The sequence below is a fragment of the Salinisphaera shabanensis E1L3A genome, from assembly GCF_000215955.2.
In the GTDB taxonomy this organism is placed as follows: Bacteria; Pseudomonadota; Gammaproteobacteria; order Nevskiales; family Salinisphaeraceae; genus Salinisphaera; species Salinisphaera shabanensis.
The window spans coordinates 122,341-145,651 of sequence record NZ_AFNV02000006.1 but is presented as its reverse complement, the minus strand read 5'-3'; the positions used below and the strand labels follow the sequence as shown (position 1 = coordinate 145,651).

The 23,311-nt window shown below is 61.8% G+C and carries 24 protein-coding genes; 12 read left to right on the top strand and 12 right to left on the bottom strand.

Annotated elements, in window-relative coordinates:
• Positions 1–90 precede the first annotated feature (90 nt).
• Positions 91–1,473 carry an adenylosuccinate lyase gene (gene purB, locus SSPSH_RS05455; protein WP_040607560.1) on the top strand — a complete coding sequence of 461 codons (1,383 nt, stop codon included), beginning with the start codon at positions 91–93 and terminating at the stop codon, positions 1,471–1,473.
• A gap of 5 nt (positions 1,474–1,478) precedes the next feature.
• Positions 1,479–2,105, top strand: a complete 627-nt coding sequence (locus SSPSH_RS05450) for a nitroreductase family protein (RefSeq protein WP_006911833.1) — start codon at positions 1,479–1,481, stop codon at positions 2,103–2,105.
• Positions 2,106–2,122: 17 nt separating this feature from the next.
• Here the strand turns inward: SSPSH_RS05450 and SSPSH_RS05445 are convergent, their stop codons facing one another.
• Positions 2,123–2,563 carry an acyl-CoA thioesterase gene (locus tag SSPSH_RS05445; protein ID WP_006911834.1) on the bottom strand — a complete coding sequence of 147 codons (441 nt, stop codon included), beginning with the start codon at positions 2,561–2,563 and terminating at the stop codon, positions 2,123–2,125.
• A 281-nt stretch (positions 2,564–2,844) separates the two neighbouring features.
• Here SSPSH_RS05445 and SSPSH_RS05440 point away from each other — a divergent pair, with 281 nt between their 5' ends.
• The 3 genes from SSPSH_RS05440 to SSPSH_RS05430 are packed head-to-tail and all read left to right on the top strand — an operon-like array spanning position 2,845 to position 6,471.
• Positions 2,845–3,510, top strand: a complete 666-nt coding sequence (locus SSPSH_RS05440; protein WP_006911835.1) for a TetR/AcrR family transcriptional regulator — start codon at positions 2,845–2,847, stop codon at positions 3,508–3,510.
• 13 nt (positions 3,511–3,523) lie between these two features.
• Positions 3,524–5,989, top strand: a complete 2,466-nt coding sequence (locus SSPSH_RS05435) for an acyl-CoA dehydrogenase (protein ID WP_006911836.1) — start codon at positions 3,524–3,526, stop codon at positions 5,987–5,989.
• Positions 5,990–6,048: 59 nt separating this feature from the next.
• Positions 6,049–6,471, top strand: coding sequence for a DUF3293 domain-containing protein (locus tag SSPSH_RS05430; RefSeq protein ID WP_006911837.1), 423 nt, complete (start codon positions 6,049–6,051; stop codon positions 6,469–6,471).
• Positions 6,472–6,595: 124 nt separating this feature from the next.
• Here the strand turns inward: SSPSH_RS05430 and SSPSH_RS05425 are convergent, their stop codons facing one another.
• From SSPSH_RS05425 to SSPSH_RS05415, 3 genes are all read right to left on the bottom strand, one after another.
• Positions 6,596–6,871: an Rdx family protein gene (locus SSPSH_RS05425; protein ID WP_040607527.1), complete on the bottom strand. Its 276-nt coding sequence runs from the start codon at positions 6,869–6,871 to the stop codon at positions 6,596–6,598.
• A gap of 6 nt (positions 6,872–6,877) precedes the next feature.
• The gene (locus SSPSH_RS05420; protein WP_006911839.1) at positions 6,878–7,327 is read right to left on the bottom strand and encodes an acyl-CoA thioesterase; all 450 of its coding nucleotides are present in this window, start codon (positions 7,325–7,327) and stop codon (positions 6,878–6,880) included.
• Between the two features lie 125 nt (positions 7,328–7,452).
• Entirely contained in the window at positions 7,453–7,893 is a 441-nt protein-coding gene (locus SSPSH_RS05415; RefSeq protein ID WP_021031463.1) for a DUF3015 family protein, read from the bottom strand.
• A 204-nt stretch (positions 7,894–8,097) separates the two neighbouring features.
• Here SSPSH_RS05415 and sufB point away from each other — a divergent pair, with 204 nt between their 5' ends.
• From sufB to SSPSH_RS05385, 6 genes are all read left to right on the top strand, one after another.
• Positions 8,098–9,582: a Fe-S cluster assembly protein SufB gene (gene sufB / locus SSPSH_RS05410; RefSeq protein ID WP_006911841.1), complete on the top strand. Its 1,485-nt coding sequence runs from the start codon at positions 8,098–8,100 to the stop codon at positions 9,580–9,582.
• A gap of 85 nt (positions 9,583–9,667) precedes the next feature.
• On the top strand, positions 9,668–10,429 hold the full coding sequence (gene sufC, locus SSPSH_RS05405) for a Fe-S cluster assembly ATPase SufC (protein WP_006911842.1): 762 nt from the start codon (positions 9,668–9,670) through the stop codon (positions 10,427–10,429).
• A complete protein-coding gene (sufD, locus tag SSPSH_RS05400) occupies positions 10,426–11,754 on the top strand; it encodes a Fe-S cluster assembly protein SufD (RefSeq protein WP_006911843.1) in 1,329 nt (442 codons plus the stop codon). Before sufC ends, sufD begins: the two co-directional genes overlap by 4 nt.
• A 25-nt stretch (positions 11,755–11,779) precedes the next feature.
• Positions 11,780–13,030: a cysteine desulfurase gene (locus SSPSH_RS05395; RefSeq protein WP_006911844.1), complete on the top strand. Its 1,251-nt coding sequence runs from the start codon at positions 11,780–11,782 to the stop codon at positions 13,028–13,030.
• Positions 13,031–13,069: 39 nt separating this feature from the next.
• Positions 13,070–13,390 carry a non-heme iron oxygenase ferredoxin subunit gene (locus SSPSH_RS05390; RefSeq protein WP_006911845.1) on the top strand — a complete coding sequence of 107 codons (321 nt, stop codon included), beginning with the start codon at positions 13,070–13,072 and terminating at the stop codon, positions 13,388–13,390.
• 48 nt (positions 13,391–13,438) lie between these two features.
• On the top strand, positions 13,439–13,735 hold the full coding sequence (locus SSPSH_RS05385; RefSeq protein ID WP_006911846.1) for a hypothetical protein: 297 nt from the start codon (positions 13,439–13,441) through the stop codon (positions 13,733–13,735).
• Between the two features lie 30 nt (positions 13,736–13,765).
• On the opposite strand, the gene recJ is transcribed toward SSPSH_RS05385, so the two are convergent.
• The 8 genes from recJ to surE all read right to left on the bottom strand — a co-directional run bounded on the left by recJ (position 13,766) and on the right by surE (position 22,620).
• On the bottom strand, positions 13,766–15,490 hold the full coding sequence (recJ, locus tag SSPSH_RS05380; RefSeq protein WP_006911847.1) for a single-stranded-DNA-specific exonuclease RecJ: 1,725 nt from the start codon (positions 15,488–15,490) through the stop codon (positions 13,766–13,768).
• Positions 15,491–15,550: 60 nt separating this feature from the next.
• Positions 15,551–16,939 carry a threonine synthase gene (gene thrC / locus SSPSH_RS05375; protein WP_006911848.1) on the bottom strand — a complete coding sequence of 463 codons (1,389 nt, stop codon included), beginning with the start codon at positions 16,937–16,939 and terminating at the stop codon, positions 15,551–15,553.
• 19 nt (positions 16,940–16,958) lie between these two features.
• Positions 16,959–18,272: a homoserine dehydrogenase gene (locus SSPSH_RS05370; protein ID WP_006911849.1), complete on the bottom strand. Its 1,314-nt coding sequence runs from the start codon at positions 18,270–18,272 to the stop codon at positions 16,959–16,961.
• 34 nt (positions 18,273–18,306) lie between these two features.
• Positions 18,307–19,518, bottom strand: a complete 1,212-nt coding sequence (gene alaC, locus SSPSH_RS05365) for an alanine transaminase (RefSeq protein WP_006911850.1) — start codon at positions 19,516–19,518, stop codon at positions 18,307–18,309.
• Positions 19,519–19,625: 107 nt separating this feature from the next.
• A complete protein-coding gene (locus tag SSPSH_RS05360) occupies positions 19,626–20,534 on the bottom strand; it encodes a peptidoglycan DD-metalloendopeptidase family protein (RefSeq protein WP_006911851.1) in 909 nt (302 codons plus the stop codon).
• The gene (locus tag SSPSH_RS05355; RefSeq protein ID WP_006911852.1) at positions 20,531–21,106 is read right to left on the bottom strand and encodes a YqaA family protein; all 576 of its coding nucleotides are present in this window, start codon (positions 21,104–21,106) and stop codon (positions 20,531–20,533) included. Before SSPSH_RS05355 ends, SSPSH_RS05360 begins: the two co-directional genes overlap by 4 nt.
• A gap of 75 nt (positions 21,107–21,181) precedes the next feature.
• Complete coding sequence (locus tag SSPSH_RS05350; RefSeq protein ID WP_006911854.1) at positions 21,182–21,868, bottom strand: protein-L-isoaspartate(D-aspartate) O-methyltransferase; 687 nt, start codon at positions 21,866–21,868, stop codon at positions 21,182–21,184.
• A gap of 2 nt (positions 21,869–21,870) precedes the next feature.
• Positions 21,871–22,620, bottom strand: coding sequence for a 5'/3'-nucleotidase SurE (gene surE, locus SSPSH_RS05345; RefSeq protein ID WP_006911855.1), 750 nt, complete (start codon positions 22,618–22,620; stop codon positions 21,871–21,873).
• 103 nt (positions 22,621–22,723) lie between these two features.
• Between surE and SSPSH_RS05340 the strand changes: the two genes are divergently transcribed.
• On the top strand, positions 22,724–23,302 hold the full coding sequence (locus tag SSPSH_RS05340; protein WP_006911856.1) for a Smr/MutS family protein: 579 nt from the start codon (positions 22,724–22,726) through the stop codon (positions 23,300–23,302).
• The last annotated feature ends 9 nt before the right edge of the window (positions 23,303–23,311 follow it).

Here is a 23,311-nt window from a genome sequence, read left to right as displayed (position 1 = left end):
TGTATTCGTCCAGCCGCACCACCTGTCCAAGCGACACGTACCGACAGAACTCGATCGAAGGCGCCACAACGGAAAACAGTACTCATGGCCATGCAACTGACCGCGCTGTCTGCGATTTCACCGATCGACGGCCGCTATGCGGATAAAACCTGGGATTTGCGTTCGATCTGTAGCGAATATGGTTTGATCCGCTATCGATTGATCGTCGAAGTCCGTTGGCTGCAGGCACTGGCTGCCGAGCCCGAGGTGGGCGATATCGAGCCGTTCTCGGCCGAGGCAACCGAATTTCTCGACAGCCTCGTCAACGAGTTCGATATCAACGAAGGCCAGCAGGTCAAATCCATCGAGGACACGACCAACCACGACGTAAAGGCCGTCGAGTACTACCTGCGCAACAAGATCAAGAACGTCGAAGAGATCGCACACGTCAACGAGTTCATCCATTTCGGCTGCACCTCGGAAGACATCAACAACCTCGCCTATGCACAGATGCTGCGCGACGCGCGCGACGACAATCTGCTGCCGGCGATCGATCGCGTGATCGAGGCGATTTCGGCGCTGGCAGAAGCGCATGCCGATACGCCCATGCTGTCGCGCACGCACGGCCAGTCGGCCTCGCCCACCACTCTGGGCAAGGAAATGGCGGTGTTCGTCCAGCGGCTCATCCGCCAGCGCGCGCTGCTGGCTGAAGTGACCATCTTCGGCAAGATGAACGGCGCGGTCGGCAACTACAACGCCCACTTCGCGGCTTATCCGAATGCGGACTGGCCCGGCATTGCCACGCGTTTCATCCGCGGCATGAACCTGGAAGTCAGCCCGGCGACGACGCAGATCGAGCCGCATGACTTCATCGCGGAGTTCTTTCATGCGCTCATGCGCGTGAACACGGTGCTACTCGATTTCTCGAAAGATATCTGGGGTTATATCTCGCTGGGCTATTTCAAACAGGCCACGGTCGAGGGCGAAGTCGGCTCGTCGACCATGCCGCACAAGGTCAATCCCATCGATTTCGAGAATGCCGAAGGCAATCTGGGCCTGGCGAACGCGATCATGGACCATCTGGCGGCCAAGCTGCCGATCTCGCGCTGGCAGCGCGACCTCACCGACTCCACCGTGCTGCGCAATCTGGGCGTGGGCCTGGCCCATGGCGGCGTGGCCTATGCGTCGCTGCTCAAGGGCATCAACAAGCTTGAAGCCAACCCCGAGCGTCTGGATGCCGATCTGGAAAACAACTGGATCGTGCTCGCAGAAGCGGTGCAGACGGTGATGCGTATTCGCGGCATCAGCGGTGCCTACGAGCAGCTCAAGGCGCTCACCCGCGGCAAGGTCATCGACGCCAATGCCATGCGTGACTTCATCGAATCGCTCGATATCCCGGCCGACGACAAGGCCCGGTTGAAAGCGATGCGCCCGCACGACTATGTGGGCAACGCGCCCGAACAGGCGCGCGCGATTCGCGGCACGCAAGGCTAAACCGTATGGATGTATTCGAAGCCATTTCAACGCGCCGCTCGGTGCGCCATTTCGATCCGGACCACCGTATGACAGAGAACGAAGTTCGCGAGCTCATGGAGCACGTGTTGCTCTCGCCCACGGCGTTCAATATTCAGAACTGGCGCTTCGTCGCAGTCGAGGATCACGAACTGCGTGCGGAAATCCGCAAGGCGGCGTGGGACCAGGCCCAGGTCACAGAATGCTCGCTGCTGCTCGTGCTCTGTCTGGACCTGAAAAGCTGGGCGAAATCACCCGAGCGGTACTGGCGCAATGCTCCGACGGCGGTCGCTGAAAGCATGGTTCGCGAGATCAAGCATTTCTATCGCGACGACGAATGCCTGCAGCGCGATGAAGGCATGCGCTCCTGCGGCATGGCCGCACAAACCGCGATGCTCGTCGCCCGTGCAATGGGGTACGACTCCTGCCCGATGGACGGGTTCGACTTCAAGCGCGTGGGCCATCTCATCAACCTGCCGCCGGATCACCGCATCTGCATGATGATCTGTATCGGCAAGACATTGCAGGGGGCGCATCCACGCAGCGGCCAGCTGGCGCTTGACGACGTGCTCATGCGCGACCGCTTCCCGGAAAGCGAGTACGACGCGGGCTGATCGGCCCTGGTGCCGCCCTATTCTTCCGGCGGCACCGCTTCGTATTCGCGAATGCGTTCGCGAATCGTCTCGGGCACACGCATGCTCGTTTGCGCACCGAAGTCGAACCACACCACCACGGTGTTGTAGACCGCGATCACGTCTTCGGTTTCGGCGAAGAACAGACACTGTTCCAGCTCGAAGCTGCTGCGCCCGATGCGCTTGACGCGCGTGCCGATCTCCACGTCGGCTGGAAACCTCAGCTGCTGGCGAAAACTGCAGCGCAGATCGGCCAGGATCGGCCCATCGCTGGTCTGTGTATCGCCGCCATCCGCAATCATGTGGATGTAGTCGATACGTCCGTCTTCCGAGTAGCGATAGAACACGGTGTTGTTCACGTGGCCGAGGCTGTCCATCTCGCCCCATTTCACGCTGATCGGCACGAAGTGAACGTAATCGGAACGGGTGGGTTGACGCATGCAGGCTCCCGAAAGGCTTTAACTTGGCCGAGTATGGCGTGCGTACACACGCCAACGGCCACAACACGAACGACGCAACCGGATGTCTGCCGCGCCGTACGACAGCGCGGCCGCTCGCGTGCCCCGTGTCGCTGGCGAGCTATCGTCGCCCAGCACATGCAGCCCCGACAACTATCGCTTGTGTGCGGCCATTCGATCTATCGGCCGGACCGTGAATCTCTTTTCCATACGCTGGCGTATTGACACGCCGCGGCATATCCGCAACATTATACGGAAGTCTTATGATGCAGCGCCGCATGACCAAATCGCAGAAAGTGATGCTCAGCGCCAACGATTGGGCGGAAGCCGCGCTCGACGCCATCGGCCGTCGAGGCGTGGAAGGCGTGGCGGTCGAACCGATCGCGCGCGAACTCGGTGTAACCAAGGGCAGCTTCTACTGGCACTTCCCCAATCGGGAAGCCTTGCTGGTGGCCGCACTTCAGCGCTGGGAAGCGCGTGAAACCGACGAAGTACTCGATCGCGTACAACAGGAAACCGATCCGCGTGCGCGGGTGAAGCGGCTGATTACGGAAGTGAACACATCGAAGAAGGCCAGCCGGATCTACAGCGCGCTCTCCAGCGCGACCAAGCCGGCGTTCGTACGCGACTACGTCGAGCGGGTTTCCAAGCGCCGGCTGGATTTCATTATCGACAGCTACGCCGCGCTGGGCCTGTCGGCCGACAACGCGCGTCGTTGGGCGCTGATGACGTTTTCGGTGTTCCTCGGCTCGCTGCAGATCCGGCGTGATCTGCCGGAGGAATGGCCGAACGCCGACGAGCCGGCGTTCGCCGAATACGTGCGGTTCTTGATGGTGAGTCTGATGCCATCAGAGCTGGACGCCGCCAACAACACGCCGGCACCGGATGTGCCGGAATGGCCCGCCCGCAGCGGCGGCCACGGATTTTAAACGGGAGGTTGTGATGACAGCTTTAATATCGATACTGGTCGCGATTGCGGCCGTCTGGACGCTGGCGTATGTCGGCGCATCCCTGGCGGTCTGGAGTGCAGCGGTCGTGGTTTATTTCGTGGCGCTGGCCGCGGTTGGCGCTATCGGATGGCCCGGCATCATTGTTGCGGCAGTGATCTTCGTGCCGATTCTGGCTATCTTCAATACGAAAAGCCTGCGCAAGAAGATCGTCACCGCGCCGGTCTTCAAAGGCTTCAAGGCCGTGCTACCGCCGATGTCGGATACCGAGCGCGAAGCGCTGGAAGCCGGCAGCACCTGGTGGGAAGCCGAGATGTTTCGCGGCAAGCCCGACTGGCAGTACCTGCTGGACTTCAAGCGTACCCAGCTGACCGCAGAAGAACAGTCGTTTCTGGACAACGAAACCGAAACGCTGTGCGAAATGCTCGACGAATGGGAAATCATGTCCGAACTCAAGGACATCCCTGAAGAGGGCTGGAAGTACATCCGCGACAACAAATTCTTCGCGATGCTCATTCCGAAGGAGCATGGCGGTCTCGGTTTCTCAGCGGTGGCGCAGTCCACGGTCGTCGCCAAGATTGCTTCGCGCTCGCTGACCACGGCGGTCACCGTGATGGTGCCGAACTCGCTCGGCCCGGGCGAACTGCTCGTGCATTACGGCACCAAGGAACAGCAGCAGAAATGGCTGCCCGGCCTGGCCGATGGCAGCGAAATCCCCTGCTTTGGCCTGACCGGCCCGGAAGTCGGCTCCGACGCCGGCGCGCTGCCGGATACCGGCATTGTCTGCAAGGGCCAGTACAACGGCGAAGAAGTGCTGGGCATGAAGCTCACCTTCTCCAAGCGTTGGATCACCCTCGCGCCGGTCGCCACCGTCATCGGTCTGGCCTTCAAGCTGTATGACCCGGAAGGTCTGCTCGGCGACGAGAATAAGACCGAATACGGCATTACCTGTGCGCTGATCTCGGCCGACGAGCCCGGCGTGGAAATCGGCACGCGTCATGCCCCCGGCGCGTTCATGAACGGCCCGATCTACGGCAAGGACGTGTTCGTGCCGCTGGACGCCATTATCGGCGGCCAGGAGAAGGCCGGCGGCGGCTGGCGCATGCTGGTCGAGTGCCTGTCGGCCGGTCGCGGGATCTCGCTGCCGGCGCTGTCATCGGCCGCGTCGAAGACCGCGTATCGCATGACCGGTGCCTTCGCTCGCATCCGTCGTCAGTTCAAGGTCCCGGTCGGCAAGTTCGAAGGCGTCCAGGAAGCGACGGCGCGTATCGGCGGCCTGAACTACAAGATGGAAGCCGCGCGTATCTTCACCGCCTCCGGCGTGGATCAGTGCACCCCGTCGGTGGTCACGGCCATGGCCAAGTACCACATGACCGAATGGATGCGTCAGATCGTCAACGACTCCATGGACGTCCACGGCGGTCGTGGTATCCAGCAGGGTCCGCGCAACTATCTGTTCGGCTCCTACCAGTCGGTACCCATCGCGATCACGGTCGAGGGTGCGAACATTCTCACCCGTAGCCTGATGATCTTCGGCCAGGGCGCGATCCGCTGCCATCCGTTCGTCTTTCCGGAAATGGAAGCCGCACGCAAGGACGATCTGGACGAGTTCGATCACCTGCTGTGGTCGCATGTCGGCCATTCGGTCAACCGTGCCGCGCGTACGCTGACCTTCGGCCTGTCCGGCTCCATCACGGCGAAAGCCCCGGTGGACGGCGTGGCCGCGCCCTACTATCGCAAGCTCGAGCGCTTCTCCTCGGCGCTGGCGATCTGTTCGGACATCACCATGGGCATGCTCGGCGGCGAGCTGAAGAAGAAGGAACTGCTCTCGGCGCGTCTGGGTGACGTGCTCTCCGAGCTGTACTTCGGTTCGGCCACGCTCAAGTACTTCTACGACGAAGGCAAGGAAGAGCCGGAAGATATCGCCCATCTGCAGTATGTAATGGACGAGAGCCTGCACAAGATCGAAGAAGCCTTCGACGGGTTCTTCCGGAACTTCCCGAACAAGTTCGTCGGCGGTGCCATGCGGGTGCTCGTGTTCCCGACGGGTCGTCGTCACAAGGGCGCGAGCGACAAGCTCATCAATGCCCTGGGCAACGCGATTCTGGAGCCGTCGGCGTTCCGCGATCGTATGACCGCCAACATCTACCTGGGCACCAGCGCCGACAGCGCTACCGGTCGTATGGAGCACGCCTTCAACAAGCTCGTGGAAGTCGAACCCATCTACGACAAGTTCGCCAAGGCCGTGGCCAAGGGCGAAGCCGACGGCTTCACGGTGGACGCGCAGCTCAAGTCTGCCGTCGACAACGGTGTACTGACCGACGCCGAAGCCAAGCAGGTCAAGGAATACGACGATCTGCGCTACGACGCCATCCTCACCGATGCCTTCACCAAGGATTACCTGCGGGATCCGGTGAACCATCAGCACGAGGACAAGCGCCTGGAATCGCGCGTAGCCTAGCTGACACGCGCACCGCTTCTGCGGTACAAGGCCCGGGTGTTCTCACCCGGGCCTTTTTTATGTCCGACGACCTGCGCGGCGCGTTCGAAGCGACCGACTATCGGGTCTTTCTCGACAACGAAAGCCACGTTTTGCATATCGGCGCGCCCTGCCCTGAACCGCTGTCGGACTGGCTGGCACACCGTGCGTTCACGCAGTGCGGCTGGTTGATCACCGCCTACAATCCCAAGGCCGAACAAATCGACGCCGCATGCAACCAGGCCCGCGACGCGCTACTACGCGCATGGGCGCAACGCCGCGCCGCCGCTTGGCTTGAAACAGTCAATGAAGCACCGAACGGTGGCTGGCCGGACGAACCGGGCGTACTGGTCGCCGGCATCGAGGAAGGCGAAATCCGCGCTATGGGGCGTCGACTCGATCAGGCCGCTCTTGTGCAGATCGCGGCAGCAGACTCGATTGAGCTTGTCTGGCTCGATCGATGACGTCGCCCCCTTGTTGCCCTGCCGATACGGTACGGCGCGCTCAGTGAAAACCGAATCGGCCGCGGTTGTGCTTGCGCCTCATGCCCGCCTGACTGCTTCACGAACACGCGCATCGGTAAAGAACTCAACGATCGCTATGTCCCAGTCCACGCGCGGGATCGATACGGTCGCGAATCATCTGTTTGATGGGTTTGGTTTCGGGAAAGCCGCCGTCGCGCTTGCGCGAGTGCAGCAGTTTGCCGTCGAGATGGATTTCGAATATGCCGGATCCGGCCGGCACGATGGCCACTTCGCCGAGTGCATCGCCGAATGTGGTCAGTAGTTCCTGGGCCATCCAAGCCGCCCGGGCCTGCCAGCGGCAGCCGGGACAAAAGTGAATTTCGACACGTGGCGCGGGCATCGCTCGCTATTGCGCTTTCGCGACCGCAGGACGGTACGCGTCGACAAACATCTGCGGCATACGCCGCGGCCGCCCGTTGGATAGCTTGACTGTGACGTAGTGCGTGCGAGCGCGAAATATCGTACGGCCATCGGCGACGCGGCGCATTTGAAACCCACGCCACATGGCGAGCCGACCGTCGTTTTCTTCAATCCAGGTGGCCACATCGAGCTCGTCGCCCAGATACGCCGGAATGAGGTAGTCGAGCTCATGGCGATGTACAACGCAGGCCGCGTCGAGATCGACATAGCTTTGCCAGCCGATACCCAGCGCTTCCGTATGTTGCCACGCCACCTTTTCCAGAAAGCTGAGATAGACCGCATTATTCATGTGGTTGAGGCGATCGATATGCGCCTCGCCCACGACGAAACGCGTTACGAACGGCGTATCGATATCCCAGTCGTCAGTGCGCGCCATCGCGCAACCTCGCAGCAGTCATTCGAAATCGGCGATTAGCCTAGCTCGCGAACTCTCCGTACGCCAGACCGGCGCAAAAAAAAGGCCGGCACGTGACGTGCCGGCCCGAGTGCGTCGCTACGGGTTCAGCCCGCAGACGCGAGTGCCATGTCCGGCGGCGTGCCAACCACGTCGTACAGACGGGTCAGCCACTCGTCGGCATCGGCATCGGAGGCAAACAGCGCCTGATAATTGGCCTGGACCTGCTGCTCGAAGCCCTGGGTATCGTCGGCGCCCATCATGTACGCCAGCGTTTCGAGGTTTTCGCCATCGCCACGCGCGGCTTCGCGCTTGATCATGGCCATCTGCGAACCCACGAACTCGCGCCGGGCCGCATGGGTGCGTGCATCCACATCGTTGGCGGTATCCGTAGTGACGTTGCTGGTGCCCTGCACCGCATTGGTCGTGGCATCGGCGATGCGCGCCGTGCCGTCAACGATGGTGTCGGACGTTATTGTGATCTGCGAGCAGCCAGCCAGCGCGGTGCCCGCCAGTGCCAATGCCCCCAGACGAATCATAGGCCGCATGTGGAACTCCCTTGTCTATTTGTAACGAACTGTCATTAAAGCGGGAATACAGTCAGTTAGCAATAGAAGTTGGCGCTGCCAATGCCTTGAACGTTTTCAATAGACCCCCACTATCAATGACATCGGTACGGATGCCGCCGGGCGCCCGCCGATTCACGTTATACTTGCGTCAATAAACGCGTAATTTCGAACGATCCAAACGCTATGGCCGCACATCAGGAAGACGTCGAAACACTTGTCGCCGAGCGCGAGTACGAGGCTGGCTTCGTAACGGACCTCGAGTCCGATACGGTCGCCCCGGGACTTAACGAAGATGTCATTCGTTTCATCTCGGCAAAGAAGGACGAGCCGGAATGGATGCTCGAATGGCGCCTCGAGGCATTCCATCAATGGAAACAGATGCGCACGCCGACCTGGCCGCATCTGCACTACCCGGAAATCGACTACCAGAAGATTTCCTATTACTCCGCGCCCAAGAGTGCCAAGGACAAGCCGAAGAGCCTGGATGAAGTCGATCCCAAGCTCCTCGAAACCTACGAGAAGCTGGGCATCCCGCTGCACGAGCAGGAAATGCTCGCCGGCGTTGAAGGCGCGCAGTATCCGACCAAGAGCAACGTCGCAGTCGATGCCGTATTCGACAGCGTGTCGGTTGCCACGACGTTCAAGGACAAGCTCGCCGAGGCGGGCGTGATCTTCTGCTCGATCTCGGAAGCGATTCGCGAACACCCCGAGTTGGTCAAGAAGCATCTGGGCACCGTTGTTCCGCGCGGCGATAACTTCTTCGCCGGCCTGAATGCTGCGGTGTTTACCGACGGTTCGTTCGTCTATATCCCGGAAGGCGTACGCTGCCCGATGGAGCTGTCGACCTATTTCCGTATCAATGCGGAAAACACGGGCCAGTTCGAACGCACGCTGATCATTGCCGAGAAAGGCAGCCACGTGAGCTATCTCGAAGGCTGCACCGCGCCCCAGCGTGATGAGAACCAGCTGCACGCCGCGGTAGTCGAACTGGTGGCCGAAGAAGACGCCGAGATCAAGTACTCGACGGTCCAGAACTGGTATCCGGGCGACGAGAACGGTAAGGGCGGCATCTACAACTTCGTCACCAAGCGTGGCGACTGTCGTGGCGATCGCTCCAAGATTTCCTGGACCCAGGTGGAAACCGGCTCGGCGATCACCTGGAAATACCCGAGCTGCGTGCTCACCGGCGACAACTCGGTGGGCGAGTTCTACTCGGTGGCCGTGACCCGTGGCATGCAGCAGGCCGATACCGGCACCAAGATGATCCACGTGGGCAAGAACACGAAGTCCACCATCATCGCCAAAGGTATTTCAGCCGCGCGCGGCGAGCAGTCCTATCGCGGGCTGGTGAAAATTCTGCCCAGTGCCGACAACGCCCGCAACTTCACCCAGTGTGATTCGCTGTTGATCGGCGACAAGTGCGGGGCACACACCTTCCCGTATGTCGAGACCAAGAACTCCACCGCCAAGCTTGAACACGAGGCGACCACCTCCAAGATTGGTGAAGACCAGATGTTCTATTGCCAGCAGCGCGGCCTGTCGGAAGAAGACGCCGTGAACCTCATCGTCAACGGCTTCTGCAAGGACGTTTTCAAGGAGCTGCCGATGGAGTTCGCCGTCGAGGCCCAGAAGCTGCTCAACGTCACGCTCGAGAACGCCGTCGGCTAGTCGCAATCGACAGCCCGGCAAATGAATATCGGGCCCGCGCCCCGTGCGCGGGCCTGCCACGTTATTAATCCGTAAAAACAACTCTATGCTTTCCATCAAGAACCTACAGGCCGAGGTCGAGGGCAAGCCGATCCTGCGCGGCATCGATCTCGAGATCCCCGCTGGCGAAGTGCATGCCATCATGGGCCCGAACGGCTCTGGCAAATCCACGCTGGCCAGCATTCTCGCGGGCCGCGAGGACTACGACATCACGGGCGGCAGCGTTACCTACAAGGGTAAGGATCTGCTCGAGCTCGGCGCCGACGAACGCGCTTGCGAAGGTGTGTTCCTGGGCTTTCAGTACCCCGTCGAAATCCCCGGCGTATCGAACCTGTATCTGCTACGCGCGGCCTTGAATGCGCGTCGCAAGTATCGCGGCGAGCCCGAGATTGAAGCCATGGCGTTCATGCAGCTGGTCAACGAGAAGATCGGCCATGTCGGCATGAGCATGGATATGGCCAAGCGCGGCGTGAACGAGGATTTCTCCGGCGGCGAGAAAAAGCGCAACGAAATCTTCCAGATGCTGATGCTCGAGCCCAGCCTCGCGATCCTGGACGAAACCGACTCCGGCCTCGATATCGACGCGCTCAAGATCGTGGCTGACGGCATCAACCGTCTGCGTTCGCCCGAGCATTCCACCATCCTCGTGACGCACTACAAGCGGTTGCTCGAGCATGTGGTGCCCGATCGCGTTCATGTGCTCGCGAATGGCCGTATCGTGCGTTCGGGCGGCCCGGAGCTGGCGGATACGCTCGAAGAGCAAGGCTATGTGAACCTGGAAACCGATAGCGAGACCGCGTCGTCATGAGCAATATCGCGCCGCTTATCGACCATTATCTGGCCGAGTACGCCCGTATTGAGCGTGACCTGCCGGGCAGCGACGCGAACCAGCGGGCCCGCAAGGACGCGCTCAAGGCGTTCACCGATACCGGCTTCCCCGATACGCGTCAGGAAGACTGGAAATACACCAGTCTGCGCCCGTTGGAAAAACGCCGCTTCGAGATCAGTTCCGAGGCCGGCGACGTATCCGAAAAGGAACTCGCTGCTTTTCTGCCCGCCGATCTCGAGGCGTATCGCATCGTGATCGTCGACGGGCATTTCAGCCCGCGGCTATCGGCGCTCGACGGCCTGCCTGAAGGCGTCGTGGTCCAGTCGTTTGCCGAATACCTGCGTAACAACGACGACGCACGCGTGAAAGCGTCGGCAATCGAATCCCAGCCGGGTAGTTTGTCGGACATGAACGCCGCGTTCGCCACCGACGGCGCCTATGTGCATGTCGCAGCGAATGCCGCTGCAGACAAGCCGATTCACGTGATCACCCTTTCCAGCGGCGGTCACGAAGAGCGTATGTCGCAGTTACGCCACCGCTATGTGATGGATCCCAGTAGCCAGGCGACGGTGATCGAACATTACGTGGGCCTGGGCGACAAGCCGTATTTCACCAATGTCGTAACCGAAGCCGTAATGGGCCAGAACGCCCAGCTCACCCGCTGTCGCGTGCAGCAGGAATCGGACCGCGGTTATCACACGGCGAGCTTTTTCGCGCACCAAACGCGCGACAGCCGCGTGTTCAACCACGGGTTTGATCTGGGCGGACGTCTGGCGCGTACGGATACCAATACGCGACTCGTCGACCCGAACGCGGAAGTACATTTCTACGGTGTGTACATTCCCACCGGCCGTCAGCATATGGACAACCACACCTGTGTGGATCACGACACCGAGCACAGCGTGTCACGTGAGATCTACAAGGGCGTGCTCGCGGAGCATGGTCGCGGTGTTTTCAACGGCAAGATACTGATCCGCAAGGACGCACAGAAAACCGACTCGGACTTGAGCTGCGATGCGCTGTTGTTGTCCGACAAGGCCGAAGTGGACGCCAAGCCGGAGCTCGAGATCTATGCCGACGACGTGGTGGCCGCGCACGGCTCGACCGTTGGTCAGCTCGACGAAGACGCCGTGTTCTATCTCAAGAGCCGCGGCGTCGCCGATGAGGGCGCGCGTGCGATTCTGACCTACAGCTTCGCCAACGCACTGGTACAAAAAGTCGGTATCGAACCGGTCGAGCGCTTTGTAGAAGCTGCGCTGTTGTCCAAGCTGCCCGGTGGAAAGAGCTACGCCGACCTCGCCTGAAGCAACGGGTCAACCCGGAGGACTCATGGCCATAGCAGACGCTGCCCGACATATTGCATTCGATGCCGCGCGCTTTCGTGCCGATTTTCCGATTCTGTCGGAATCGCTCGATCAGGGCATGCGGCTGTCGTATCTCGACAACGCCGCGACCACGCAAAAGCCACTGGCCGTAATCAAGGCGAGCGACGACTATTATCGTCATGCCAACGCGAACGTGCATCGCGCCATTCATGCCCTGTCGCAACGCGCGACACGGCAGTACGAAGGCGCACGTGATCGGCTCGTTCGCTTCATCAACGCGGCGTCACGGGCCGAAGTGGTCTATACCCGTGGCACGACCGATGGCATCAACCTGGTCGCCCAGTGCTATGCCCGTCCGCGCTTGAAGGCCGGCGACGAAATTCTGCTGACCGAACTCGAGCACCACTCGAATATCGTGCCTTGGCAGATGGTGGCCGAAGAAACCGGGGCAAGGATCGTCGTCGTACCCGTCGAAGACGACGGCAGCGTCTCGCTCGAGGCATTCAAGAGCAAGCTCTCCGAGCGCACCGCCATTGCAGCCTTTGCGCATGTCTCCAATGCGCTGGGCACGGTCCTGCCGGTTTCTGAGATGGTCGAAGCCGCGCATGCGGTGGGCGCGGTCACGCTGATTGATGGCGCCCAGGCCGTGGCCCACATGCCGGTCGACGTGCAAGCGATTGGCGCGGACTTCTATGCCTTTTCCGGCCACAAGCTGTTCGGGCCGACGGGTATTGGCGTGCTCTACGGCCGCGAATCGCTGCTCGATGCCATGCCGCCCTATCAAGGCGGCGGCGACATGATCGAGACAGTCTCGTTCGAGGGCACGACCTGGAACGAGCTGCCTTACAAATTCGAGGCCGGCACACCGAATATTGCCGGTGCCGCCGCGTTCGGCGCAGCGATCGAATACCTCGAGGATATCGATCTCGACGCCGTGGCTGCATACGAGCACGGTCTGCTCGAACAGGCCACCGCGGGCATGGAAGCCATCGACGGACTGCGCATCATCGGTACCGCGCCGGGCAAGGCCGCTACGATTTCGTTCGTGATGGAGGGCGTACACGCCCACGATATCGGCACCCTGCTCGATGAATCGGGTGTGGCGATCCGTACCGGCCATCACTGCGCCATGCCGTTGATGACCCGCTTTGGCGTGCCCGCGACCGCGCGCGCGTCGTTTGCCGCTTACAACGACGACGACGACGTGAATGCCTTGATCAAGGGCCTGGAAAGCGTGCAACGTATCTTCGGCTAAGCCAAGCCGATTATCGAACAGCAGGAACGAGAGCGAACCATGACCGATTGGGTGGATGTCGCCAAGGACGGCGAACTCAAGGAAGGCCAGTGCCGAGTCGTCGATGTCGACGATGTAATGGTGGCCGTTTTCTATCGTGAAGGCGCGTATTACGCCATCGAAGACATGTGTACCCACGACGGTGGCGAGCTTGCCAGCGGCGAGGTCGAGGGCGATCAGATCATCTGCCCCCGCCACGGCGCGCGTTTTTGCATCAAGAACGGCAAGGCCCTCACCCCGCCCGCCTACGAAGATGTCTACGCGTTTCCGGTACGTGTCGAAGACGGCATGGTTCAGGTCTGCGACGATCGTTTCGACTGACAGCCCCGCAAGCGCCGGCGCCCTCGGGCGGCGCGTTAAGGATAGGCCATGGGCGTACTCGTACTGATCTTTCTTGGCTGGATCGTCAGCCAGTCTGGCCGACCGTTGTTGTTCGCGGGTATCTGGGCGCTCTTTGTCCTATTCACCGGGCTCGTGCTCGACGAGGCCGGACTCGCCGCCGCCTTGATGAGCGCCGTCGTCGGTTTTGTGTTCGCGGCCGTTTATTTCTGGCTGTTGGACCGTTTCGCCGACCAGATCCTTATCTGGATCGCGATCCTCATCGGTTTGCCGGCACTCATGGTCGTGGCCCGGCTGCAGCTCCTTGCTTCAACCGGAAGCGGATGAAGCAAGGCTCGTCGGGCCGCCCTAGCCCTCCTAGGCTGGTCGAATCTCGCTCACGATGAGATTCGCGCTCATGCGCTCGCGAAACACATTGACGGCCAGTCGATAAACCAGCCGATAGATCGCGCCGATTTCCAGCAGATCGGCATGGTTGAAGACCATTGCCTCGATCGTCGCACTCGCCTGCGGATGACGTACTTCGAGTTTCAAATGGCGCTCGCCGACGATGCGTTGTGTGACGATTTCGAACAATCCGTGAAACAGTGGCTCTTCGAAGCCGTTCCCCCAGGGCCCGCTGGCTTCGAGTAATCGCGCGGTCTCGAGATCGAGTTCATGCACGGCCAGCGCGCCATCGGTCAGGATATCCGGGCTGAGCATGTCGGGCGTCAGCCGCTGGGCGACGGTTGTTTCCAACGCGCGCTCGAATTCGTCGATGGCTTGCGGCGATAGCACCAGCCCGGCTGCCTGCGCGTGCCCACCGAACTGTGCGATCAAACCCGGATGATGCGCATCTACAGCCGCAAGCACATCGCGAATATGCAAACCGGCAATCGAACGCGCCGAGCCCTTGAGCTGGCCATGCGCGCCGGGCGCGAATGCAATGACGGGGCGGCCGTGGCGTTCACGCAAGCGGGACGCAATGAGCCCAACGATGCCCTCGTGCCAGTCATCGCTATGCACCACCAGCGCGGCGCGCTCTGCCGGCGCACGATCAAGTGCAGCAAGGGCGTTATCGGCCTCGTGTTGCATACGTCGCTGCACCGTCTGGCGCTGCCGATTGATCGCCGCCAGTTCGCTTGCCCTGCTTTGCGCGCTTGCTGCATCGGTCGCGCGCAGGCAGGCGACGCCGATCGACATATCTTCAAGCCGTCCGGCGGCATTCAGTCGCGGGCCGACCGCGAAGCCGATGTCGGCCGCGCTCAGCCGGCTCGCATCGCGTCCTGCCACCTCGATCAACGCGGCGATGCCCGGTCGCGCCAGACCGCGGCGAATACGTCGCAAGCCTTGGCTCACCAACATACGGTTGAGATGATCGAGCCGCACAACATCCGCGACCGTGCCAACGGCCACAAGATCCAGATAATCACTCAGCCGCGGTAGCGCGGCGCTCGGCGCGTTCGCGGCCAGGCGCGCGCGCACAGCCGCCATCAGATAGAACGCCACGCCGACCCCGGCGAGTGATTTGCCCACGAAGTCGCAGCCCGGTTGGTTCGGGTTCACGATCGCTTCGGCTGCGGGCAGCGTATCGCCCGGCAGATGATGATCGCAGACGAGCACGCGCCAACCGGCGCGATGGGCCGCTTCGACCCCGGCGATGCTGGCAATGCCGTTATCGACCGTGACAATCAGATCGCCCGTTTCGGCCTCACCGACTGCTTCAACCACGGCGGGCGACAAGCCATAGCCGTGGCGCGCGCGATGCGGCAGGAAATACGACACGCGTGGCGCACCCATGGCCTCGAGCGCATCGCAAACCAGTGCCGTGCTGGTCGCACCATCCGCATCGAAATCACCCACCACCAGAATGCGATGACTGGCGCGCATGGCGTCCACAATCAGCTCGCACGCCGGGTCGATACCTCTCAAACCCGAAAAATGCGGCAGCCCGCGCAGACCGTAGTCGAGTTCCTCCGGCTTGCGTACGCCCCGGCCGGCATACAGCCGCTGCAACAACGGCGGGCCGACGCCTTCAAGCGCCGGTGCGATATCGGCGCCCCGCTCGACGATCCGGGGGGCAGCGGGCTCGTCGCGAGTCATGGCTTTCTCGAGCAAGCAAAGCGATATACCCGACAGACGGCGCCGCAGCGCCGCCCCGCTCTAGTGCCGATGTTCGGCCACGTAGGCCTGGACCGCTTTCAGCTCGGCGGGCAGCACATCGTAACGTTCCTCGCGTGCCATCAGATCGTGCATGTTCTCCGGCAGCGGCGCGCCTTCGAAACCGGCCTTCACCACGGCATCTTCGAACTTGGCCGGATGCGCGGTCGCGAGCGTGATCATCGGGGTGATCTCATCGGCACGGGCACGCTGGGCCGCACGATAGCCGGTAGCTGTATGCGGATCCAGCAGTTCACCGGTGTGCTCGAATGCTTCACGGATAACTTCCAGAATCGTGTCGTCGCCCACGCTGTGACTGGCAAACAGCTTGCGCAATTCGGCCAGCGGCGCTTCATGCAGCGACGTCGGCGACTGCGCGAAACGACCCATCAGATCGGCCACGTCTTTGCCGTTTCGTCCGTAGGCTTCGAACAGCAGCCGTTCGAAATTCGACGACACGACGATATCCATGGATGGTGCCAGCGTGGGCTTGAGCTCCGTCTTGGAAAAATCGTTGTCCGTGATCGTGCGATGCAGAATATCGTTGGCATTGGTCGCAATCACGAACTGCTTGACCGGCAGGCCCATGCGCTTGGCCATGTAACCGGCAAACAGGTTGCCGAAATTGGCCGAGGGCACACAGAAGCTGACTTCGCGATGCGGCGCGCCGAGGGCGACCGCGGACGCTACGTAATACACGATCTGGGCCATGATACGTGCCCAGTTGATCGAATTGACTGCGATCAGCTGGGTGCCCTGCAGGAAGCCCTGATCGGCAAAGCTTGCCTTGACCATCGCCTGGGCATCGTCGAAATTGCCTTCGATGGCAATGTTGTACACGTTATCCGCGAGCACGGTGGTCATCTGGCGGCGCTGCACCGCCGACACGCGCTCATGCGGATGCAGGATGAATATGTCGAGGTTGTCGCAATGCCGACAGCCCTCGATCGCGGCCGAGCCGGTATCGCCGGACGTCGCGCCCATGATCACGCCTTTCTGATCGCGTTTGGCGAGGAAATGATCGAGCAGTCGTCCCAGCAGCTGCAGTGCCACATCCTTGAACGCCAGCGTCGGCCCATGGAAAAGTTCGAGCAGATAATGGTTGTGCGAGAGCTGTTTGAGCGGCACCACCGCATCGTGCTTGAAAGTCGCGTACGTCTCATCGATCAGCCGACGAAAAGTGTCGTCGTCGATCTCGCCACCCACGAACGGTTTCATCACTCGAAACGCGATCTCGGTATACGGCAACCCGGCCATCGCCGCGATCTCGTCGTGCGAGAACTCGGGAATATGCTCGGGCACGTACAGACCGCCATCGCTGGCCATGCCGGTCAGCACCACCTCTTCGAAACTCAGCGCAGGCGCATTGCCCCGGGTGCTGATATATCTCATGCGACGCCTCGGCGGTCGGTTAGTCTTCGAACTGGGCCACGCGCATGTGCACGATGCCTTCGCGCGCGTACGGCAGCGACCGGATATGGTCGAGCACCTTCATCAGCTGGCCTTCGCGTGCGGCCTTGGTGACGATCATAACGCGCGCGTCATCTTCTTCAGTCGGCGGATCCTTCTGCAGAATCGCCTCGATCCCGATCTGCTGGTCTGCCAGGGCACGCGTGATTTCGGCCATCACACCGATCTGATCGGCGACCTGCACACGGAAGTAGTGGCCGCAGACGAAATCGTCGCTGCCCACGATCGGCTCGTCGGTGATCTCGTCGGGCTGGAAGGCCAGATGTGGCACACGCCCTTTCGGGTCGATGCTCATGATGCGAACGGTATCGATTAGGTCCGCCACTACCGACGACGCCGTCGGCCCCGCGCCTGCGCCGGCGCCGTAATATACAGTTGGCCCCACGGCATCGCCATAGACCATGATGGCGTTCTTCTCGCCTTCGACGTTCGCCAGCAGCGCTTTCTGCGACACCAGAGTCGGATGTACGCGCATTTCCACGCCGTTGTCGCCACGTCGGGCAATGCCCAGATGCTTGATCCGATAACCCAGCTCGGCGCAATACTCGATGTCGACACTGTCGATATCGCGAATGCCCTGGGTGAAGATCTTGTCGAACGACAGCGGAATGCCGAACGCGATCGCGCCGATGATTGCCAGCTTGTGGGCGGCATCGATGCCTTCCACATCGAAGGTCGGATCGGCCTCGGCGAAACCCAGGCGCTGGGCGTCGGCTAGCGCGTCCTCGAAGCTTTGATCCTCGAAGATCATCTGGCTGAGGATGAAGTTGCCAGTGCCGTTGATGATGCCTGCAACCCATTCGATATGGTTGGCGGCCAGGCTTTCACGCATCGCCTTGATGATAGGAATGCCGCCGGCCACGGCTGCCTCGAAGGACACGACCACCCCGGCTTCGTCAGCCGCGGCAAAGATCTCGTTGCCGTGCAGCGCGATAAGGTGCTTGTTGGCCGTGACCACATGCTTGCCATTGGCAATCGCGGCCATGACCAGATCGTAAGCCTGGGTATCGCCGCCGATCAGCTCGATCACCACGTCGATATTCGGATCCGTGACGACGGCGTTGCAATCGGTGCCGATCTCGATACCCGACGTTGCGCATTCGCGCGTCTTGTCAGGATTGCGCACCGCCGCACGCACGACACGAATCTCACGCCCGGCGCGGCGTGCGATTTCCACGCCATTGCGTTCGAGCAGATTGACCGCGCCCGCACCCACGGTGCCGAGCCCGAGTAGTCCCACGTTGACCGGTTGCACTCTCGTCTCCTGGTTGTGTTCGCGCACCGCGCAGCTACAGGCTGTCAATCAGCCCGTCGCGCTTGAACATGCGTTTGATATTGCGCAGCGCCTGGCGCGTGCGCTGCTCGTTCTCGATCAGGCCGAAGCGCACATGTGTATCGCCGTATTCGCCAAAGCCCACGCCGGGCGAGACTGCTACATCTGCATCAGCCAGGAGTTTCTTGGTGAACTCGAGCGAGCCCATTTCGAGATACGGCTCGGGAATGGGCGCCCAGACGAACATCGTGGCTTTGGGGCGGTCCACCAGCCAACCGATATCGTTGAGCCCGTCGCACAGTACATCGCGGCGCTTCTGATACATGTCGCGGATCTCGGTCACGCAATCCTGCGGCCCGTTAAGTGCAGCGATCGCGGCCACCTGCACTGGGGTGAACATGCCGTAGTCGAGATAGGATTTCATGCGCCCCAGCGCGGCGATGAGCGTCGGGTTGCCGCACATGAAACCAACGCGCCAACCCGGCATGTTGTAGCTCTTGGAGAGCGTAAAGCATTCCACGGCCACATCCTTGGCGCCCGGCACCTGCAGAATCGACGGCGCTTCGTAGCCGTCGAAACACAGATCCGCATACGCCAGATCCTGCACGATCCACAGATCGTACTCGCGCGCCATCTCCACACAGCGCTCGAAGAACTCCAGCTCCACACACTGCGTGGTGGGATTGGCCGGAAAGTTGAGCAGCATCATCTTCGGCCGCGGCCATGATTCCTTGATCGCCCGTTCCAGTTCGGCGAAGAAATCCGAGTCCGGCATCATGCGCACATGGCGCACGTCAGCACCGGCAATCACCGCGCCATACGGATGGATCGGGTACGCCGGGTTGGGTACCAGTACCTGATCTCCGTGCTCGAGAATCGCCAGCATCAGATGCGCCAGGCCTTCTTTCGAGCCCATGGTGACAATGGCTTCGCTGGCCGGATCGAGATCGACATCGAACTTGCGCTTATACCAGTCGCAAATCGCAAGCCGCAGACGCGGCACGCCCTTGGATACGGAATAGCGATGCGTGTCCGGGCGCTGGGCGGCGTCCACGAGCTTGTTGACGATATGCTCGGGCGTGGGCTGATCGGGGTTGCCCATGCCGAAGTCGATGATGTCCTCGCCCCGCGCTCGCGCCGCCTGCTTGAGTTCGCCGATGATGCCGAACACATACGGCGGCAAGCGATTGATTCGCGCGAATTCAGATTTAGGCGACGGATTTGACATGGTCGATCGGGTTCAAGAGCCGCAGCGGACTCGGTGGGACACAGGAATGGAACAAGACGCGGCAGTTTGCCAGAATCGCAATGAAGCGACTACCGGCCGCCAGGCCCTCAGTCGGCGTTGGGGAGCAGGCTGGCCGGATCGATCGGCCGGCCGTCGCGACGGATTTCGAAATGCAGCATCGGTTTGTTCTGTGGCCCCAGCCCCATATCGGCGATATGCATGCCGGCGGCCACGTCCTGCCCCTGCGAGACCCGCGTATTGCGCGTGAAGCCGTAAGCAGACAGATATTTCTCATCGTGCTTGATGATGAGTAGCTTGCCGTAGCCCTTGAGCCCCGTGCCGTTGTAGACCACGCGCCCGCTGGAGGCTGCATAGACGGGCGAACCTTCGCGGCCACCGATATCGATGCCCTGACGCGTGCGCTGTGCCGCGTAACCACGGATGATCGACCCACTCGCCGGCCATTGCCAGCCATCCTCGCTGGGGCCGCCGGTACGTGTAGGCTGCGTCGGCGTTTGCCGGCTGGCCTGGGTGATTTCTGCTTCGGTGGCGACATCGGCTTCATCCGCGACCGATTCGGGCGGCGGCGTTGTCGGCGCGCTCGGTGTACTCGGGCGCCCTGGGCGCGCATGCTCGATCGTGCGCTTGAGCTGCGGCGTGGAAGCCTGAATGGCCGCTTCTTGTGCCGCGCGCGAATCCTGCGGCGCACGCGCGACCTGCGGTTGCCGGGGCGCAGGCGGCGCGGCCACCGGACGATTGCGCGGCGGCGCGCTGGAGTGCGAATAATCCAACGGCGGATAGGGATCGAGCGACAGGCGCTGGCCGACCTCGATCGTGTACGGCGCACGGATATTGTTCCAGCGCGCGAGATCACGCCAGTCCATACCGTAGCTCGCCGCGATCTGCGACAGCGTATCGCCTCGGCGCACGGTGTAGGTATCGGGACGATACGCACCACGTATGGAACAGCCGGCGACAACGAACGCGACGAGCAGCACCAACCCGAGGCGTTTCATCGCAACTGCAGTACGGCGATTACGACAACGATGACGGCGACGATAGCCCATCCGATCCAATCGATATATTTGAGCAGGCGCTGCTCGAAAACCGGCCCGAGAGAGCGTACCAGCCCGGCCACCAGAAAAAAGCGAACGCCGCGGCCGACGATAGAGCCGGCCATGAACGGCAAGAACGGCATGGCAACAGCGCCGGCGGCGACTGTGAACACCTTGTACGGGATCGGCGACACACCGGCGAGCAATACGGCCCAGAACCCGTAGGTCTCGAACCAGTCGCGCGCCGTCGTATAAGCCGAATAATAGCCCAGTTCCTTGAGCCACGGCAGTAACGCGTCGAGAAACAGTGCGCCGATCCAATAGCCGAGCATGCCGCCGACCACCGACGCCACCGTGGTGATGGCCGCAAACCACCAGGCCCGCTCCGGACGCGCCAGCGTCATCGGTGCAAGCATTACATCCGGCGGGATCGGGAAGAACGAAGACTCGGAAAAAGCCAGCAACGCCAGTAGCGAAGGCGCACGGCGATGGCCGGACGCGCGCACGACCCAGTCGTATAGACGGCGAAACATCAGCGAGCGCGCCCCGCCGCCGCTACATACGAAGCCAGACGCGGGCCGCTCGACGCATCGCACGACATCCGCGCTCTAATGACTAGGTTCATCGCTACGCTGCTCGATCAAGGGTACGAAACTCACCGCATCGAGCACTTCCTGCTCGAAGTAGCCGCCGTCGCGGCGCACGACGATCAGGCGTTGGTCGCCCGTGGGGCCGACCGGCACGATCATGCGTCCGCCATCCGCAAGCTGTTCATAAAGCGAGGTCGGCAGCTTCTCCGCCCCGGCAGTCACCAGAATCGCTTCGAACGGGCCATAATCGGGCAAACCGAGCACACCATCTCGCGCCAGCCGGGCACGCACATTGCGATAGCCGAGCTCGGCAAAACGCCGGCGTGCGCGTTCGTAAAGAGGCTCGATACGCTCGACCGTATAGATCGACGGCAGAATCTCGGCCAGCACCGCGCCCTGATAGCCACTGCCGGTCCCGATCTCGAGTACGTTGTCGGGCAGGCCATCGGCAATCAACAACTGGGTCATCTGCGCGACGATATACGGCTGCGAGATGGTCTGGCCGTAACCGATCGGCAGCGCGGTATCGTCGTAGGCGCGGCTGGTCATCGCCTCGTCCACGAACTGATGGCGCGGCACCTTTTCCATGGCGGCGAGCACGGTATCGTTTTCGATGCCGAGCCCACGCAGGCGATCGATCAGACGCGCACGACTACGGGCCGACGCCATGCCGAATCCGCGCACGTGTGGATGCTTGTCCTGCATGTTCAAAGCCGGCGGACCCAATCGCCCAACGCGCCGACCGCCGCATGCTGGGTCAGATCGATCTGGATCGGCGTAATCGATACCTGGCCCTGAGCGATCGCGTGGAAATCGGTTCCGGGCCCGGCATCGGCCTCCCCGCCTGCGCGCCCGATCCAGAAGATCGGCCGCCCACGTGGGTCGCTGTCCTCGACCAGACGCTCGGCGCGATGACGATTGCCAAGCCGGGTCGCCGCAAAGCCACCGACTTCTTCGTACGAAAGATCCGGAACATTGACGTTGAGAATCGTATCGTTGGGTAAAGGATGATCGATGAGCAGCTTCACGACCGCAACCGCGACCCGTGCCGCGGTATCGAAATGGCGCGGATTCTCGCCCACAAGCGAGATAGCCACCGCCGGCAGTCCGAGCGAGCGCCCTTCGGTGGCCGCCGCCACGGTGCCCGAGTAGAGCACGTCGTCGCCGAGATTGGCGCCGTGATTGATTCCGGAGATGACCATGTCCGCGTCCTGTTCGAACAGGCCCGTGGTCGCCAGATGAACGCAGTCGGTCGGTGTGCCATCGACCGAATAAAGGCCTTCGGCAACCTGGTTTACCCGCAACGGGCGCTCCAGCGTGAGCGAGTTGCTCGCCCCGCTGCGGTTGCGATCGGGGGCAACCGTGACCATGTCGTCACAGATCTTGGCGAGCGCGCCACGCAAGGCCGTCAGGCCGGGCGCGTGACATCCGTCATCGTTACTCAGCAGTAATCGCATGCAAGGGTTCGATGGAAAGCAAGAATATCGGCACGTGCAAGCGTGCCGCAGGCTCGCTAGCATAGCTTAAATCGACGCTTTTCTGCTTGAGTGAATTGCCGGCATGGCCGACCGTTCCGATACGTCCAAACATACGCGTGCCGATCCCGACGCCCCGATCAGCGACGATGACAGCGCGCTGTTTCGCGATGCCGTGGGTCCGGTGGCCGAAATTGCCAAGGGTCAACGGCGCCGGCCGTGGCGGCACATGCCGTCGGCGCGCCCGGCCATGCGCGAAGCCGACGAACAGGCAGTGATCGGCGAGCTGCTGGATTTTTCGCCCGGCGACGATATTGAAACCGGCGACGACCTTTTTCATCGTCGTGAAGGCGTGCAGCTGGCTGTCATGCGCAAGCTGCGTCGCGGCCAGTATCGTTGTCAGGCCGAACTCGATCTGCATGGCATGATCGTGGACGTCGCGCGCCATTGTCTCGCTGTATTCCTGCGCGAAGCACTCGACCGGGGCCATCGCTGTGTCCGTATCGTCCACGGCAAAGGTCTGCGCTCGGGCCATCGCGGCCCGGTGCTCAAGGTCAAGGTGGCCCATTGGCTGCGCCAGCGCGACGAAGTGCTGGCCTATTGCTCGGCCCGCGACAACGACGGGGGCACCGGCGCGGTCTATGTACTGCTTCGACGCGGCTGATCCGCGCGC

Excerpts from the sequence above, each read along its gene's own strand:
- purB (WP_040607560.1), top strand. The coding sequence starts at position 91 with ATGCAACTGACCGCGCTGTCTGCGATTTCACCGATCGACGGCCGCTAT.
- SSPSH_RS05450 (WP_006911833.1), top strand. The coding sequence starts at position 1,479 with ATGGATGTATTCGAAGCCATTTCAACGCGCCGCTCGGTGCGCCATTTC.
- SSPSH_RS05445 (WP_006911834.1), bottom strand. The coding sequence starts at position 2,563 with ATGCGTCAACCCACCCGTTCCGATTACGTTCACTTCGTGCCGATCAGC.
- SSPSH_RS05440 (WP_006911835.1), top strand. The coding sequence starts at position 2,845 with ATGATGCAGCGCCGCATGACCAAATCGCAGAAAGTGATGCTCAGCGCC.
- SSPSH_RS05435 (WP_006911836.1), top strand. The coding sequence starts at position 3,524 with ATGACAGCTTTAATATCGATACTGGTCGCGATTGCGGCCGTCTGGACG.
- SSPSH_RS05430 (WP_006911837.1), top strand. The coding sequence starts at position 6,049 with ATGTCCGACGACCTGCGCGGCGCGTTCGAAGCGACCGACTATCGGGTC.
- SSPSH_RS05425 (WP_040607527.1), bottom strand. The coding sequence starts at position 6,871 with ATGCCCGCGCCACGTGTCGAAATTCACTTTTGTCCCGGCTGCCGCTGG.
- SSPSH_RS05420 (WP_006911839.1), bottom strand. The coding sequence starts at position 7,327 with ATGGCGCGCACTGACGACTGGGATATCGATACGCCGTTCGTAACGCGT.
- SSPSH_RS05415 (WP_021031463.1), bottom strand. The coding sequence starts at position 7,893 with ATGCGGCCTATGATTCGTCTGGGGGCATTGGCACTGGCGGGCACCGCG.
- sufB (WP_006911841.1), top strand. The coding sequence starts at position 8,098 with ATGGCCGCACATCAGGAAGACGTCGAAACACTTGTCGCCGAGCGCGAG.
- sufC (WP_006911842.1), top strand. The coding sequence starts at position 9,668 with ATGCTTTCCATCAAGAACCTACAGGCCGAGGTCGAGGGCAAGCCGATC.
- sufD (WP_006911843.1), top strand. The coding sequence starts at position 10,426 with ATGAGCAATATCGCGCCGCTTATCGACCATTATCTGGCCGAGTACGCC.
- SSPSH_RS05395 (WP_006911844.1), top strand. The coding sequence starts at position 11,780 with ATGGCCATAGCAGACGCTGCCCGACATATTGCATTCGATGCCGCGCGC.
- SSPSH_RS05390 (WP_006911845.1), top strand. The coding sequence starts at position 13,070 with ATGACCGATTGGGTGGATGTCGCCAAGGACGGCGAACTCAAGGAAGGC.
- SSPSH_RS05385 (WP_006911846.1), top strand. The coding sequence starts at position 13,439 with ATGGGCGTACTCGTACTGATCTTTCTTGGCTGGATCGTCAGCCAGTCT.
- recJ (WP_006911847.1), bottom strand. The coding sequence starts at position 15,490 with ATGACTCGCGACGAGCCCGCTGCCCCCCGGATCGTCGAGCGGGGCGCC.
- thrC (WP_006911848.1), bottom strand. The coding sequence starts at position 16,939 with ATGAGATATATCAGCACCCGGGGCAATGCGCCTGCGCTGAGTTTCGAA.
- alaC (WP_006911850.1), bottom strand. The coding sequence starts at position 19,518 with ATGTCAAATCCGTCGCCTAAATCTGAATTCGCGCGAATCAATCGCTTG.
- SSPSH_RS05360 (WP_006911851.1), bottom strand. The coding sequence starts at position 20,534 with ATGAAACGCCTCGGGTTGGTGCTGCTCGTCGCGTTCGTTGTCGCCGGC.
- SSPSH_RS05355 (WP_006911852.1), bottom strand. The coding sequence starts at position 21,106 with ATGTTTCGCCGTCTATACGACTGGGTCGTGCGCGCGTCCGGCCATCGC.
- SSPSH_RS05350 (WP_006911854.1), bottom strand. The coding sequence starts at position 21,868 with ATGCAGGACAAGCATCCACACGTGCGCGGATTCGGCATGGCGTCGGCC.
- surE (WP_006911855.1), bottom strand. The coding sequence starts at position 22,620 with ATGCGATTACTGCTGAGTAACGATGACGGATGTCACGCGCCCGGCCTG.
- SSPSH_RS05340 (WP_006911856.1), top strand. The coding sequence starts at position 22,724 with ATGGCCGACCGTTCCGATACGTCCAAACATACGCGTGCCGATCCCGAC.